Source organism: Streptomyces paludis, from assembly GCF_003344965.1.
Classification (GTDB): Bacteria; Actinomycetota; Actinomycetes; order Streptomycetales; family Streptomycetaceae; genus Streptomyces; species Streptomyces paludis.
This window is the reverse complement of sequence record NZ_CP031194.1, coordinates 6,290,498-6,303,786: the sequence shown is the minus strand read 5'-3', so window position 1 is coordinate 6,303,786 and position 13,289 is coordinate 6,290,498. Positions and strand designations below refer to the sequence as shown.

At 69.1% G+C, this 13,289-nt stretch carries 12 protein-coding genes and 1 pseudogene; 9 read left to right on the top strand and 4 right to left on the bottom strand.

Annotated elements, in window-relative coordinates:
* Nucleotides 1–2: 2 nt before the first annotated feature.
* A complete protein-coding gene (locus DVK44_RS27925) occupies nt 3–407 on the bottom strand; it encodes a hypothetical protein (RefSeq protein WP_228447403.1) in 405 nt (134 codons plus the stop codon).
* A gap of 404 nt (nt 408–811) precedes the next feature.
* On the opposite strand from DVK44_RS27925, the gene DVK44_RS27920 reads away from it, so the two are divergent.
* Nucleotides 812–1,957 carry an alpha/beta hydrolase gene (locus DVK44_RS27920; protein ID WP_114663066.1) on the top strand — a complete coding sequence of 382 codons (1,146 nt, stop codon included), beginning with the start codon at nt 812–814 and terminating at the stop codon, nt 1,955–1,957.
* Here the strand turns inward: DVK44_RS27920 and DVK44_RS27915 are convergent.
* Complete coding sequence (locus DVK44_RS27915) at nt 1,924–2,814, bottom strand: SDR family NAD(P)-dependent oxidoreductase (protein ID WP_162794083.1); 891 nt, start codon at nt 2,812–2,814, stop codon at nt 1,924–1,926. The genes DVK44_RS27920 and DVK44_RS27915 overlap by 34 nt on opposite strands.
* 480 nt (nt 2,815–3,294) lie before the next feature.
* Between DVK44_RS27915 and tdh the strand changes: the two genes are divergently transcribed.
* The 4 genes from tdh (at nt 3,295) to DVK44_RS27895 (ending at nt 7,290) form a co-directional block, all read left to right on the top strand.
* Nucleotides 3,295–4,323: an L-threonine 3-dehydrogenase gene (gene tdh / locus DVK44_RS27910; RefSeq protein WP_114665488.1), complete on the top strand. Its 1,029-nt coding sequence runs from the start codon at nt 3,295–3,297 to the stop codon at nt 4,321–4,323.
* 73 nt (nt 4,324–4,396) lie between these two features.
* Nucleotides 4,397–5,593, top strand: coding sequence for a glycine C-acetyltransferase (locus DVK44_RS27905; RefSeq protein ID WP_114663062.1), 1,197 nt, complete (start codon nt 4,397–4,399; stop codon nt 5,591–5,593).
* 38 nt (nt 5,594–5,631) lie between these two features.
* Nucleotides 5,632–6,546, top strand: coding sequence for a LysR family transcriptional regulator (locus DVK44_RS27900; RefSeq protein ID WP_114663061.1), 915 nt, complete (start codon nt 5,632–5,634; stop codon nt 6,544–6,546).
* A 351-nt stretch (nt 6,547–6,897) separates the two neighbouring features.
* Nucleotides 6,898–7,290, top strand: coding sequence for a hypothetical protein (locus DVK44_RS27895; RefSeq protein WP_114663059.1), 393 nt, complete (start codon nt 6,898–6,900; stop codon nt 7,288–7,290).
* 126 nt (nt 7,291–7,416) lie between these two features.
* Here DVK44_RS27895 and DVK44_RS27890 read toward each other — a convergent pair whose 3' ends face one another.
* Nucleotides 7,417–7,806: a winged helix-turn-helix transcriptional regulator gene (locus DVK44_RS27890; RefSeq protein WP_114660504.1), complete on the bottom strand. Its 390-nt coding sequence runs from the start codon at nt 7,804–7,806 to the stop codon at nt 7,417–7,419.
* Between the two features lie 205 nt (nt 7,807–8,011).
* Here DVK44_RS27890 and DVK44_RS27885 point away from each other — a divergent pair, with 205 nt between their 5' ends.
* The 3 genes and pseudogenes from DVK44_RS27885 (at nt 8,012) to DVK44_RS27875 (ending at nt 10,425) form a co-directional block, all read left to right on the top strand.
* Nucleotides 8,012–8,644 (top strand): MBL fold metallo-hydrolase, encoded by a 633-nt coding sequence (locus tag DVK44_RS27885; protein ID WP_114660505.1) that lies wholly within the window; start codon nt 8,012–8,014, stop codon nt 8,642–8,644.
* Nucleotides 8,645–8,887: 243 nt separating this feature from the next.
* The gene (locus tag DVK44_RS27880) at nt 8,888–9,871 is read left to right on the top strand and encodes an IS481 family transposase (protein WP_114663057.1); all 984 of its coding nucleotides are present in this window, start codon (nt 8,888–8,890) and stop codon (nt 9,869–9,871) included.
* Nucleotides 9,810–10,425, top strand: a pseudogene (locus DVK44_RS27875) (nucleotidyl transferase AbiEii/AbiGii toxin family protein). The gene DVK44_RS27880 and the pseudogene DVK44_RS27875 overlap by 62 nt, the downstream one beginning before the upstream one ends.
* Before the next feature lie 192 nt (nt 10,426–10,617).
* Here the strand turns inward: DVK44_RS27875 and DVK44_RS27870 are convergent.
* Entirely contained in the window at nt 10,618–11,886 is a 1,269-nt protein-coding gene (locus tag DVK44_RS27870) for a S1 RNA-binding domain-containing protein (protein WP_162794081.1), read from the bottom strand.
* A 228-nt stretch (nt 11,887–12,114) separates the two neighbouring features.
* Between DVK44_RS27870 and DVK44_RS27865 the strand changes: the two genes are divergently transcribed.
* Complete coding sequence (locus tag DVK44_RS27865; RefSeq protein WP_162794079.1) at nt 12,115–13,278, top strand: hypothetical protein; 1,164 nt, start codon at nt 12,115–12,117, stop codon at nt 13,276–13,278.
* Nucleotides 13,279–13,289: the final 11 nt, after the last annotated feature.

Below are 13,289 nucleotides of genomic sequence, written 5' to 3'. Positions count from 1 at the left end.
CCTCACCTGGCACGCGCATGCCGCACCCCGGCCATCGCCACGGTCCCCGTGACCGCGGCGAACATCAGCCCGAGCGACATCACCACCGTACCGGCGACAGTGCCCATATCACCCGAAACCAGGTTCGGGACCAGCTGGCCGGCCGCCCACCCGCCAAGGACGATCCACAACGCGATCAGCACCGAGAACACCGGCGCCCACCAGCGCCGTACCGTACACAACACCAAAACACCGCACACCGCGATGACAACGATCCCCGGGGGGAACGGGTAAAACTTGCCGGGATCCGCGATCCACTGGACCACCAGCCCCAGGACACCCACCGCCAAGCCCCACAGCGACAACCTGGTCCCCCTCGGCGCCGCCGCCATCCTCGCCACGATCACATTCACGGTCGTCTTCTTCACCGTCGTCTTCCTTCCGTCCCACTGCCCTGCCCGTACGTCCCGACCCCCCGCCCGACTATCCGCCGCCCGCCCGAAATCGGCGTCAGCCCGGGAACGGCCCGGCCCTACGCAAATCCGCGTAGGGGAGCCCCGCCCCGGCGCGACGGGCCGCGCTGCCCGTCGACGCCGAGGGCACCCTGAGCCGCCCACGCCCTGCGCCAGCGGCGGCTGCCACTCGGCGGGCGCAAGCCTTCGGGTACGGGTGGCCAGAGACCGCAGAATTCATTGGCCGTGATCGGCGCGTACATGATGTGCTGGGGCATGATCGCGACGGCTCTGCTCCCTGACACCGCAACGGTGCCCGCCGGAGGGCGGTGGCTCGGGGCGGACCAGGGCTGTGTTCCCGCGCGCCGGAGCGGCGCGGCATGACGACCGGGCGCCGGGGCCCTTCGGCCTCCTCAGCGGTCGCCGCGAGGGTGCGCCCTCCGTTCGACCCGGAACTGGGCGCCGCCCTGGCGGCCTTGGGCGACCGGTCGAAAGAGCGGCTCACTTCGGAGAATCTCGCCGCTCACCGGCGCCGGGACGCCGCGAGCCGGCCCCTGCCCACGCTCACCGAGCTGCGCGCCGACGGACGCTTCGCCGTCGAGGAACTCAGCGTGCCCGGCGCGGCGGGCGGCCCGGACGTCACCCTCGTATACGCGCGGCCCGCCGCCGCCACCGGTCCGCTGCCGGTGCTGTACTACCTGCACGGTGGCGGAATGATCATGGGCAACGCCCGGTCCGTCCTCCCGAGGATCCTCCGTGACTGGTCCGCTCCCCTGAATCTGGCCGTCCTGTCCGTGGAGTACCGGCTGGCGCCGGAGACGCGTTATCCGGGACCGCTGGAGGACTGCCACACGGGACTGGTGTGGACCGCCGCCCACGCGGACGGACTCGGGATCGACAGCGAGCGCGTCGTCGTCGGAGGCAAGAGCGCCGGCGGCGGACTCGCCGCGGCCCTGACCCTGCTCAACCGGGACCGGGGCGACGGGCCGACCCCCATCGGGCAACTCCTGCTGTGCCCCATGCTCGACGATCGCCTCCGTACCCCCTCCGCCCTCCAGATGACCGGCGCCGGCCTGTGGGACAGGTCCTCGACGGCGGTCGCCTGGCAGGCGTACCTGGGCGACCGTTACGGAGCGCCGGACCTGCCGCCCTACGCCGCGCCCGCCCGTGCCACCGACCTGAGCGGGCTGCCGCCCACCTACCTCGATGTCGGCTCCGCGGAGACCTTCCGGGACGAGAACATCGCCTACGCACAGGGGATTTGGCGCGACGGCGGTCACGCCGAACTCCATGTCTGGCCCGGCGCCTTCCACGGCTTCGACTCGGTAGCCCCCACCGCGGTCCTCTCCCGCGAAGCCCGCCACACCCGAACCCAGTGGCTGAGCCGCGTCCTGGACACTCATGCCGGTAAGGACACATCGGGGTCCACCGCACACCCGCTGCCGGCCTCGTACCCCTCGCTACCGGGGCAGGTGCCCGGCGGTCACCCGGATCAGCTCGTCAACGGCTCAAGTCCGGGGAAGTGAGCCTGACTCGCGGCCCAGATCCGCTGCTGGAGGGCGCGGTCGTAGGACACCTCGGGGGAACGCTGCTCGCTGTCGCCCACGAAGTAGCGACCGGTGACACCGGCCATTTCCGGGGCGGTCGCCAGGCGCAGTGTCGCGGCGGCACCCTGCTCGGGGGTGAGCAGGGATCGCTTGATCAGCCCGAGGAAGGGCTTCATCACGGGCGCGGCGATGTCGTCGACGATACTGGTGGCGACTATTCCGGGGTGTACGGCGTTCACCGTGACCCCGCTCCCGGACAACTGCTCGGCCAGGTAGTAACCGCTCATCGTCGTGAGCAGCTTCGCCCGTGCATAGGCTTCGAAGGGGGCGAACCCCGCCTTGCCGTTCAGTCTGCGCAGGTCGTCGATCTCGTCGGCGTTCAGTGTGACCGGGCGGGGGCGGCGGCTGATCTTGCTGACACGCGCGTCGGACATGGCCTCCGACACAACGTTGACCACACGGGACGGTGCGCCCGCCCGCAATGGGCCGAGCAGCAGCCCGGTCAAGCCGAATCCGGCGAGGTGGTTCACCGACACATGCATCTCGATGCCGTCGGCATTGACCGACCACTGCCGGTAGTGTGCGCCGGCGTTGTTGACCAGCACGTGCAGACTCTGATGGCGAGCGGTGAACTGCTCAGCTATACGCCGCAGTTCGCCCTGCACGGCCAGGTCGCCCGCGAGTACCTCGACCCGGTCGGCGCCGATCTCTGCCGCGATCTGCTGCCGGAGCCGCTCACCGCCGGTCTCGCCACGGGTCACGATCACCACCGTGGAGCCCATCCGGGCCAGTTCGGTCGCGATCACACGGCCCATGCCGCCGCCGGCACCGGTCACCAGACTCACTTTGCCGGTCAGGTCCACCCCTCCGGTCGTTCCGCCGTCCGTTCCACGATGTGAATCCACGAGTCTGGTTCCCACTTTCGGTGCACACTGATTTTCTACTGCCGGAATTTTGTCCTTGCCTGAGCGTGCAACTGTTGCGGCGCGCCCGCGTGTTGGGGTCCACGAGGGTACGGGCTCTGACGCGGGGCGTCGTGGTTGCCCGACCTGTTGAGCGCGTTCGGGGGCCGCGGCCCGCCGATGGGCGTGGATTGTTCAGGAGAACCCCGCACAGAATGAGCGTTCAGGAAATCCACACCCCCTTGGTGATTTTTCCAGAATGCGCCTTAAGGAAGACTGCGGTGGCGCTTAAGAAATCCTCGATGGACGCGAGGGCCGTCGTAGGGAAGATTTCTGAGGGATTCCACCCCCCTCACCGGCGCGGACTTCTCCGGAGGTCCGCTTCCGGGACCCGGACCCCCAGGAGCCATGGCCGTGAAGGCGCTGATCAAGGAGAAGGCTGAGCCCGGACTGTCCCTCGCGGACGTCCCGGAGCCCGCCGTCGGGCCGGGTGACGTATTGATCAAGGTGCTGCGCACCGGCATCTGCGGTACCGATCTGCACATCAGGGCCTGGGACGGCTGGGCCCAGCAGGCGATCCGCGCGCCGCTGATCGTGGGGCACGAGTTCGTCGGCGAGGTCGTGGAGACCGGCCGCGACGTCGCCGATGTCGAGGTGGGCGACCGGGTCAGCGGCGAGGGGCATCTGGTGTGCGGCAAGTGCCGCAACTGTCTCGCCGGCCGGCGGCACCTGTGCCGGGCCACGGTCGGGCTCGGTGTCGGCCGCGACGGCGCCTTCGCCGAGTACGTCGTGCTGCCCGCGTCCAACGTGTGGGTGCACCGGGTGCCGGTGGATCTCGATGTGGCCGCGATCTTCGACCCGTTCGGGAACGCCGTGCACACCGCGCTGTCCTTCCCGCTGGTCGGCGAGGACGTGCTGATCACCGGCGCCGGACCGATCGGCCTGATGGCCGCCGCCGTCGCCCGGCACGCCGGCGCCCGTAACGTCGTGATCACCGACGTGAGCGAGGAGCGCCTCGACCTCGCCCGCAAGATCGGTGCCGGCCTCGCCGTGAACGTCGCGGAGTCCTCGATAGCCGAGGGTCAGCGCACTCTCGGCCTGCGCGAGGGCTTCGACATCGGCCTGGAGATGTCCGGCAGCCCCGCCGCCCTGCGCGACATGATCGCCAACATGACGCACGGGGGCCGGATCGCCATGCTCGGCCTGCCCGCGCAGGAGTTCGCGGTCGACTGGGCCCGTATCGTCACCTCGATGATCACCATCAAGGGCATCTACGGCCGGGAGATGTTCGAGACCTGGTACGCGATGTCGGTGCTGCTGGAGGGCGGTCTCGACCTCTCGCCGGTGATCACCGGCCGGTACGGCTACCGCGACTTCGAGGCGGCGTTCGCCGACGCGGACAGTGGCCGTGGCGGAAAGGTCATTCTCGACTGGACCGCGTAACCCCCCTTGGACCGCGCAACTCCCTTGGACCGCGTAACTCCCCATTCAGCGAAGGAAATCGAGGAGCTTCCCCATGTTCGCATCCGTGCGCGACGATCTGCGCGCCACTCTCGACGAGATCCGCGCCGCCGGCCTGCACAAGCCCGAACGCGTCATCGGCACCCCCCAGTCCGCGACCGTGAACGTCACCTCGGGCGGCCGTCCCGGCGAGGTGCTCAACTTCTGCGCCAACAACTACCTCGGCCTCGCCGACCACCCCGAGGTCATCGCCGCCGGCCACGCGGCCCTCGACCGGTGGGGCTACGGCATGGCCTCCGTCCGCTTCATCTGCGGCACGCAGGAGGTCCACAAGGAGCTGGAGGCACGGCTGTCCTCCTTCCTCGGCCAGGAGGACACGATCCTCTACTCCTCCTGCTTCGACGCCAACGGCGGTGTCTTCGAGACCCTGCTCGGCCCCGAGGACGCGGTGATCTCCGACGCCCTCAACCACGCCTCGATCATCGACGGCATCCGGCTCTCCAAGGCCCGCCGCTTCCGCTACGCCAACCGCGATCTGGCCGATCTGGAACGGCAGTTGAAGGACGCGGCCGACGCCCGACGCAGGCTGATCGTCACCGACGGTGTGTTCTCCATGGACGGCTACGTGGCACCGCTGGCGGAGATCTGCGACCTCGCCGACCGCTACGACGCGATGGTCATGGTCGACGACTCGCACGCCGTCGGCTTCGTCGGCCCCGGTGGCCGCGGCACCCCGGAACTGCACGGTGTCATGGACCGCGTCGACATCATCACCGGCACCCTCGGCAAGGCCCTCGGCGGCGCCTCCGGCGGCTATGTGGCCGCCCGCGCCGAGATCGTCGCGCTCCTGCGCCAGCGCTCCCGCCCGTACCTCTTCTCGAACACGCTCGCCCCGGTGATCGCCGCGGCCTCGCTGAAGGTGCTCGACCTGCTGGAGTCGGCCGACGACCTGCGGGAACGGCTGCGCGAGAACACCGCGCTGTTCCGTCGCCGGATGGCCGAGGAGGGCTTCGAGATCCTCAGCGGCGACCACGCCATCGCGCCGGTGATGATCGGCGACGCGACGGTCGCCGGGCGGCTGGCGGAACTGCTGCTGGAGCGGGGCGTCTACGTGATCGGCTTCTCGTACCCGGTCGTACCGCAGGGGCAGGCGCGCATCCGGGTCCAGCTGTCCGCCGCGCACTCCACCGCCGATGTGCACCGCGCGGTGGACGCCTTCGTGGCGGCGCGGGCAGAGCTGTCCGTGGCCTAGGGCCCGTATGGGGTTGTGAAAGTGCGAGGCTGTTCTCTGTGATCCAGGCGCGAAGACTGCATATCCTCCGCGCGGTGGCCGACCACCGCACGATGACGGCGGCCGCCGCCGCGCTGTACCTCACCCCCTCGGCGGTCTCGCAGCAGCTGACAGCGCTGGAACAGGAGACGGGGCACCGGCTGGTCGAGCGCGGTGCCAAGGGCATACGGCTCACCCAGGCCGGGGAGATCCTGCTCACCCACACCCACGCGGTCCTGGCCCAGCTCGACCGGGCCGAGGCGGAGCTGGCCGCCTACAGCTCCGGCTCGGCCGGCACGGTCACGGTCGCCTCCTTCGCGACCGGCATCGCCCAGGTCGTGGCGCCGGCGATCGTGCGCCTCGCCTCGTCCGCCCCCGGCATACGCGTCCGGGTCCAGGACGCCGAGGGCGACGCCAGTCTGCCCATGGTGCTGGACCGGCAGGTCGACGTCGCCGTCGCCGTCGAGTACCGCGGCGCCCCGGTGGACGACCCGCGTCTGACCCGCGTCTCGCTGTACGCCGAGCCGTTCGACGCCGTCGTCCCCGTCGCCCACCGTCTGACCGGCGCCGGCGCGGTCCCGCTCGCCGAACTGGCCAAGGACCCCTGGGTCGGCCCGTACCCCGGCAACCCCTGCCACGACGTGGTCGTTCTGGCCTGCGAGAACGCCGGATTCCAGCCCCGCTTCGAACACTCCTCCGACGACTTCCGCGCCGCCGTAGCCCTCGCCGCGGCCAACGCGGGCGTCGCCCTCGTCCCCCGCTCCGCCCTGCACGGCATCGACCTCACGGGCGTGGTAGTCCGCCCGGTCGACGGCACCGCCCCGACCCGCCGCGTCTTCGCCGCCGTACGCCGCGGCGCGGAGAACCACCCGCTCTTCCGTCCGGTCCTGGACGCCTTGAGCCGGGCGGCCCCCCGGGATCTGATGGCGGAGTAGGACGGGGGCTCAACACCCCGCCCCGTACCTCACGCACACCCGCGAAACCGCGGGTCAGACGCCCTTCGCGACCGGCTCCAGGATCGCGACACACTCCACGTGGTGGGTCATCGGAAAGATGTCGGCCTGAACGGATCCCAAAAAAGCCCTGGTCAGAGCCGATTTCTCGGCTCATCGTCCTTCGTACAGACGCCCAGAGCGTCAATCGAGCGTCAAGGCCGAGAGTCCGTCCTGCTCAGGGCCGAGCAGACTGTGGCAACCAGCTCATCCGGGGATCCGCCCCCACCCGCTCCGGACGCCAGCTCGCACATCATGACCCTCGCAACGTCTGCGGGCCGCAATAATGGAGTGATGCCCTCCAGCCCACAGCACCCCGCACCCACCCCGAGGGACGTCTCGGACGCGGACTCCGAGGACCTCACGCTGTACCGGGAGAAGTTCCGCCGCCGTCTGCCGGAGTCGCTAGACGAGCTGCGCGGGCCGACCCACGGTGTCGTGGATCTGCCGCTGCGCATGGCCTGGTCCGGGATGACCTCATACGACCTGGGCAAGCCTCGCCAGCGCATGGGCCTGTACCGCGCCGTCCTGCACGAGGGCCTGCGTGATGACCTGCCCCGCTACCTCAACCGGGACCTGCTCCTCCAGCTGTGGCCGGTGCTGCGCACCCTCGTCGGTCGCACCGTGCGCGCCGTATGGGAGGACTCCTTCCCCCGGCTCGCGTCCCGCCACCGAGCAGCCGCGTGACGGACATGCAGGAGCTGCACACGCGGCTCCTTGCGGATGTGATCGCACTCGGTTCCCCGTATCCACTGGTTCTCACCGGTGGATACGCTGTGCGGGCGCACCGCCTCGTGAACCGCCCTAGCTGTATTAACCACGAGCGTTGTTGACGGTCGGTGACGGGCTGCCGACGATGGAGTCCGCGTTGGCGGCGATCCAGCCGGTGAGCGGCAGCAGGTGCTCGACGAGGTCGCGCCCGAGTGGAGTGAGGGAGTATTCGACGCGCGGCGGTACCTCGGGATGCGAGGTGCGGGTGACGAAGCCATCGTCCTGGAAGGTGCGCAGGTTCTGGTTGAGCATCTTCTCGCTGATGCCGTCCACGGCGGTGCGCAGTTCGCCCCAGCGCAGGGTCGAGCGGTACAGCCCAAGCAGAATCAGTACCCCCCATCGGCTGGTGACGTGATCGAGGACGGTCCGCGTTGCACAGTCGCGCCGGAAGGTGACGGGAAGCTCGCCCGGAGTGTTCATAGGATCGCTCATCTTCCAAATCTTACCTAAAAGTGGGTACCACCCGAGTGGAATGTGACCTGTTCGCGGGGCGTTGATCCGGATACAAGGGCCCAAGCGGTGCATGAACGAGTCGCAACGGCGCGACCGGACATGCGGCGCGTGCTGGCCATTGCGACCCTGAAGACCACGTGTCGGCGCATGCCTGCGCCGCCCGGAAAGTAAGGACAGCCGAACCATGAAGCTGACCAAGAACACCCACTCCTCCGTCCGCCTGGAGAAGGGCGGCCGCGCCCTGGTGATGGACCCGGGTCTGTTCGGCAAGCCGGAGGAGGCGGCCGGCGCCAATGCCCTGCTGGTCACGCACGAACACCCCGACCACTTCAATGCCGACCTGGTGCGCTCCCTCATGGAGTCCAACCCCGCCCTCGAACTGTGGAGCCAGGCCACGGTCACCGAGGCCCTCTCGGCGGCGTTCCCCGGCCGCGTCCACACAGTCGGCAACGGCGACGCCTTCATCGCAGCTGGCTTCGACGTCAAGGTGTACGGCGAGTACCACGGCGCCATCCACCGCGACCTGCCCAAGAGCCAGAACGTCGGCTTCCTCATCGACGACGCGATCTTCCACCCCGGCGATGCACTCACCGTGCCTGACCGCGCCGTCGAGACACTGCTGTTCCCGATTGTCGCCCCGTGGAGCAAGTCCGAGGAGGTCGTGGACTACATCCGCGAGGTCAACCCGACCCGCACCATCGACGTCCACAACGGCCTCCTGGGCCCCGCCGGAGACATGATTTTCGGAAAGGTCATTGAGACCCTGACCAAGCCCGAGACCGCCCACCTTGCGATCGGCGAGGACATCAACGCCTGACCCGCGATGACGCTGCCCGGATGCGGCCGCACTCCACGCCGCACCCGGATCAGACTCTGGTGCGTCACTCCAACTTGGCACACGTTCAACATTCGGTGTCCCCCTCCAGGAACCCGCCGAACTCGTTGCCGACGTGCGCGCCTTCCTCCAGACAGCGTGCTGAACCCATGCACGGCGGCCGCCCCTGGATCAGGTGGCGGCCGCCGGTGTCCGCACCCGCCCCGCATCACCGCGAAGGTCCTCGTGTCTCATCCCCATGCCCGGCTGACCGTCCACGGCAGACGGCTCCTGATCGACCGGGTTCGGGCCGGCCGACCCGTCGCCCACGTCGCCGAAGAGATGGGCATCTCCCGCGCCACCGCCCACAAGTGGGTACGGCGCTGGCGCGACGAAGGCGACGCCGGACTCTACGACCGCTCCAGCCGACCCCGGACGACGCCGCACCGAACCCCTGCCGACGTCGAAGCCCAAATCTGCCAGCTGCGGCGCGAACGGAAACTCGGCCCCGCCAGGATCGGTCCCATCCTGGGCATGCCTGCCTCCACCGTCCACCGCGTCCTGACCCGGCACCAAATGAACCGCCTGCGCTGGATGGACCGGCCCACCGGGCAGATCATCCGCCGTTACGAACGCTCACGCCCTGGCGAGCTGGTCCACGTCGACATCAAGAAACTCGGCAACATACCCGACGGCGGAGGGCATCGGATCATGCCCCGGCAGCAGGCAAACGGCAACCGGCAGGCCACCACCGACGCGCGCAGGGGCGGCAGCCCAGTGATCGGCTACAGCTTCGTGCATACAGCCATCGACGATCACTCCCGACTTGCGTACAGCGAGGTTCTGGCCAACGAACGCAAGGAGACCGCCGCCGCTTTCTGGGAGCGCGCCAACACCTTCTTCGCCGAGCACGGCATCACCGTCGAGCGCGTCCTCACGGACAACGGCTCCTGCTACAGATCCCGCCTGTTCGCCCAGACCCTCAGCGCCGCCAACATCATCCATAAACGCACGCGTCCCTATCGCCCGCAGACGAACGGCAAGGTCGAGCGCCTGAATCGCACCCTGCTTGACGAGTGGGCGTACGTGCGTCCTTACTCCAGCAACACCGAGCGCACCGAGGCCCTTGCGGACTTCCTCCACACCTACAACTACCACCGGTGCCACACTGCACTCGGTGGTCAACCGCCAATCAGTCGCGTCAACAACCCTGCGGGTCAATACACCTAGCCAGGACCTCGACGTCGCTACCGAGAACCCGGCGCCCATGGCCGACATCGCCGCCACGCTCCGCGCCAGCCTGGAAGCCCGCGGCTGGAAGGTGCACGCGCTGGAGACCGCCCCACTGTCCGCCCGCTTCACCGTGACCGACCCGGCCACCGGGCAGGACTGCGAAGTCGACATCCTCAAGGAGATCTTCTGGCGGCCGGTCACCCAGAGCCCGTACGGCCCCGTCCTCTCGGAGGAGGACGTGATCGGGACCAAGGTCCGCGCCCTCGCCGACCGCGGAGCGCCCCGCGACCTGATCGACGTGTTCGCAGCCTCCCGCCGCTGGACCAATGCCGAGCTCGAAGAGTTCGGCCGCCGCCACGCCCGCGGCCCGCTTCGAGCGCGAGGATCTGCAGGCGAACCTCACGGGCGCCGAGTGGACCGACGACGAAGCCTTCGCCGCCTATGGGCTCGATGACGCCGCCATTACCGCTCTCCGCTCCTGGGCCGTGGAGTGGGCCGACGACCTCGCGACCCGTCTCCTCGAAGAGGCCGATGATCCGGACATCGACTGATCACGTCCGGATGAGATCGCATCTGAAAGCGATCAGAGCAAGGGCCGATGTCATTCCCCTCGCACTGCCGCTGTGTCTGCCGTCTCACGTCAGGCAGTCCAAGGGCAGTTCCTTGATGAACGACGTCCGCCGTCGTCGCGCCCCCGGGACAGGCCCGGGGACACGGCGACGGCGGTTCGCAGATTCGGGCGGTCAGGCCGCGGTCCCGACGTCCTCTACCTCCTCCGGCAGGTCCCGCACCAGGACCTTGTCCCGGGACGAGTCGACCGAGACGACCTCCACGTCGATGATCTCGTCCCGCTCGACCTCGCCCGCGTTGAGGTCGTGGCGGAGTTCCTCGCTCATCGCCGAGCAGTGCAGTAGCACGGGCCGGCTGCGGCCCTCGACCTTGAGCAGGATGTAGCCGCCCTCGTCCTCGGGCAGCGCCTTGTGCACCCGGCCCTCAAGACGGTCCCCGGCCCGGAGCACGGACGGGTAGGCGTTCTGCCGGATCGGGGTGGGCGCCGGGAGCCGCTCGTGCAGCTTCAGGGTGACGCGCCGCCGCCGCACGTCGACGTCGACGACACTGACGTCCGCCTCGCTCCTCGGGCGGACCTCGACTCCCTCGGGGAGGGTGCTGCGGGGCACCAGGCCATTGATGTCGCCTGTGACGCGGACGAAGACACCGGCGTCGCGCACGCTGTGCACGTCGGCCGTGAAGCGGTGCCCGGCGGGGTGGCTCGCGGCGAGGGCCTGCCACGGGTTGGGACGACCCGCGATGAGCGTGTACTTGGCACCGCCGGTGGGCTGGAGCTCGAAGGCGCCGTCGAGGACGTCACCGACCGCGTACAGGCGGGTCATGTCGGCGACGATCCGCGACCAGTCGACGTCCTCCTGGCCGAGGACGCCGTGGGTGCCGTCGTCGGCCCGGACCACCGCGAACTCACGGCTGACGGAGACCACCCGCGCACGGGCCGGGACGGTGCCCTTGGTCGCCATGGGGATGAGGGCCATCTCCTGCACGGGCTCCTGCCGTACCGCCTCCAACTGCAACCGCAGTTCACCGCACATGTGGGACATGTCGGCGTACAGGGCGCTGTACGGGATGTAGCGCAGTCCGCGGACGTCGCTCGGGATGTCGTCCGGGGACTGGGCGAGGTAGATCATGCGCTTGCCGATGAGCTTGGCCGCCATGTACTCCATAGCCACGTTCGGGGCGCGGCAGGAGAAGTCGACGACGACCAGTTCCGCCTGCTGGATGGCCCGCCAGACGACGTTCAGCACGGATGCCGGGCCGTACACCGAGTCGCCTCGGACCGGGGTCATCCCGGCCTCGATCACGGTGGGGCTGATGACGTCGGTGTACAGCCAGTCGAAGTCGAAGGTGGTGCCGTCCGGCAGAGCCTTCTTGCCGAAGGGGGCGACGACCATCACGTTGCCTTCGATGGGCTGCTCGTCACGGGTGAGTCGTACCTCGTGCATGGTGAACACCTCGGGTTCTGATCGGTCTTCGGTCCACAGCGTCATGGTGCGCCGGAACCCTTGGCACCAAGGTGTCCGATCAGAAGGCGGATCGGCGTGGTCGGCCCGCTGAGTTTTCTGGGCCCCCAGGAAGGTTGCGGCGAAAACACTCAGCGTCAGGCCGTCGGCGGCTACGGTAGGTTCATGGGGCTTTCGGGGGAGATCTGGAGAATCCAGGTACTGGGTCCGTTGACGGTGTGGCGAGATGGGGTGCTGCTCGATCCGCCGCCCAGGGGCCTGAGATGCGCTGTTCTCGTCTGTCTCGCGACAGCGGGCCAGCGGGGGCTGGGCCCCGACCGGCTGCTGCAGTCGGTGCTCAGTACGGACGGCCGCCGACGGGGCATCAGATCGGCCAACGCCCTTGAACAGCACGTCACCGAGTTGCGCAGGCTCGGGCTGCCGATCCCGGAGCGGGGCCGTTCCGCGACCGACCCGTACGTGCTGGACTTCGAGCGGGTGCGGGTCGACGCGGAGGACTTCCTGCGCGATCTGCGGGATCTGGCGGCCACGCCTGACGTGAGCCGGCTGGCGGCGCTCATGGCCCACTGGACAGGCGATCCGCTGCTGCATCACCCCCAGGTGGACCGCCTGTTGTGGAACCGGCACATCAAGGGACGGAGTACCCTGCTGAAACATGTGCGGGCAGCGGACTGGGAATCCCTGCCCGAACTGGGCGAGTTCCTGGACCTGTTTCCCGACGACCGGGCGAGCGCTCTGCTGCAGGCCGATCTGGCCCGGCTGGATCGCAAGCGTCTCCTCGTCGTCGAGGACCAGAACATGGACCAGATCGTCGACATCCTCGATGCCTACGAGTGCGTACGGGTCACGGACCTCGCGGACTGGGAGCGGCAGCTCAGGGACCGTAGGGACGACATCTTGTCCGTGCACGGCGCACTCATCGACCTGCATCTCACGGACTCCTTCCGCGATCACGACGGCTACCAGATCGCCGACTGGCTGCGCCTCAACACCGAGATCCCGGCCTCCGTGATGACGATGGCCCCGCCGGCGGGGAACCTCCGCCAGGAGAGCACCATCCAGCAGAAGCGGTACCGGTTGCTGCAGATCGTCTACAAGGGTTACGGGACCTTCAACGCCCGGGCCCTCCGTGAGGCCGCCACGCAGCTCACCTCCGACGAGGACGTACACGTACGGGCCCGGCTGGGCTCCACGCTGGAGACCGCGCTGTTTCACGCCCGCAAGCGGCTGAGCTACCCCTCCCCCGAGCACAACCACACGCGGCTCAGGCAGTGCGAGGTGGAGGCAGCCGTGGCCGCACGCCAGATGGAGATCGGCACCCTGCCCGAGGCCCGCCGCGCGGTCCGGGACTTCCGTGACACCTGGCCCGCGTGACGCGCCAGACC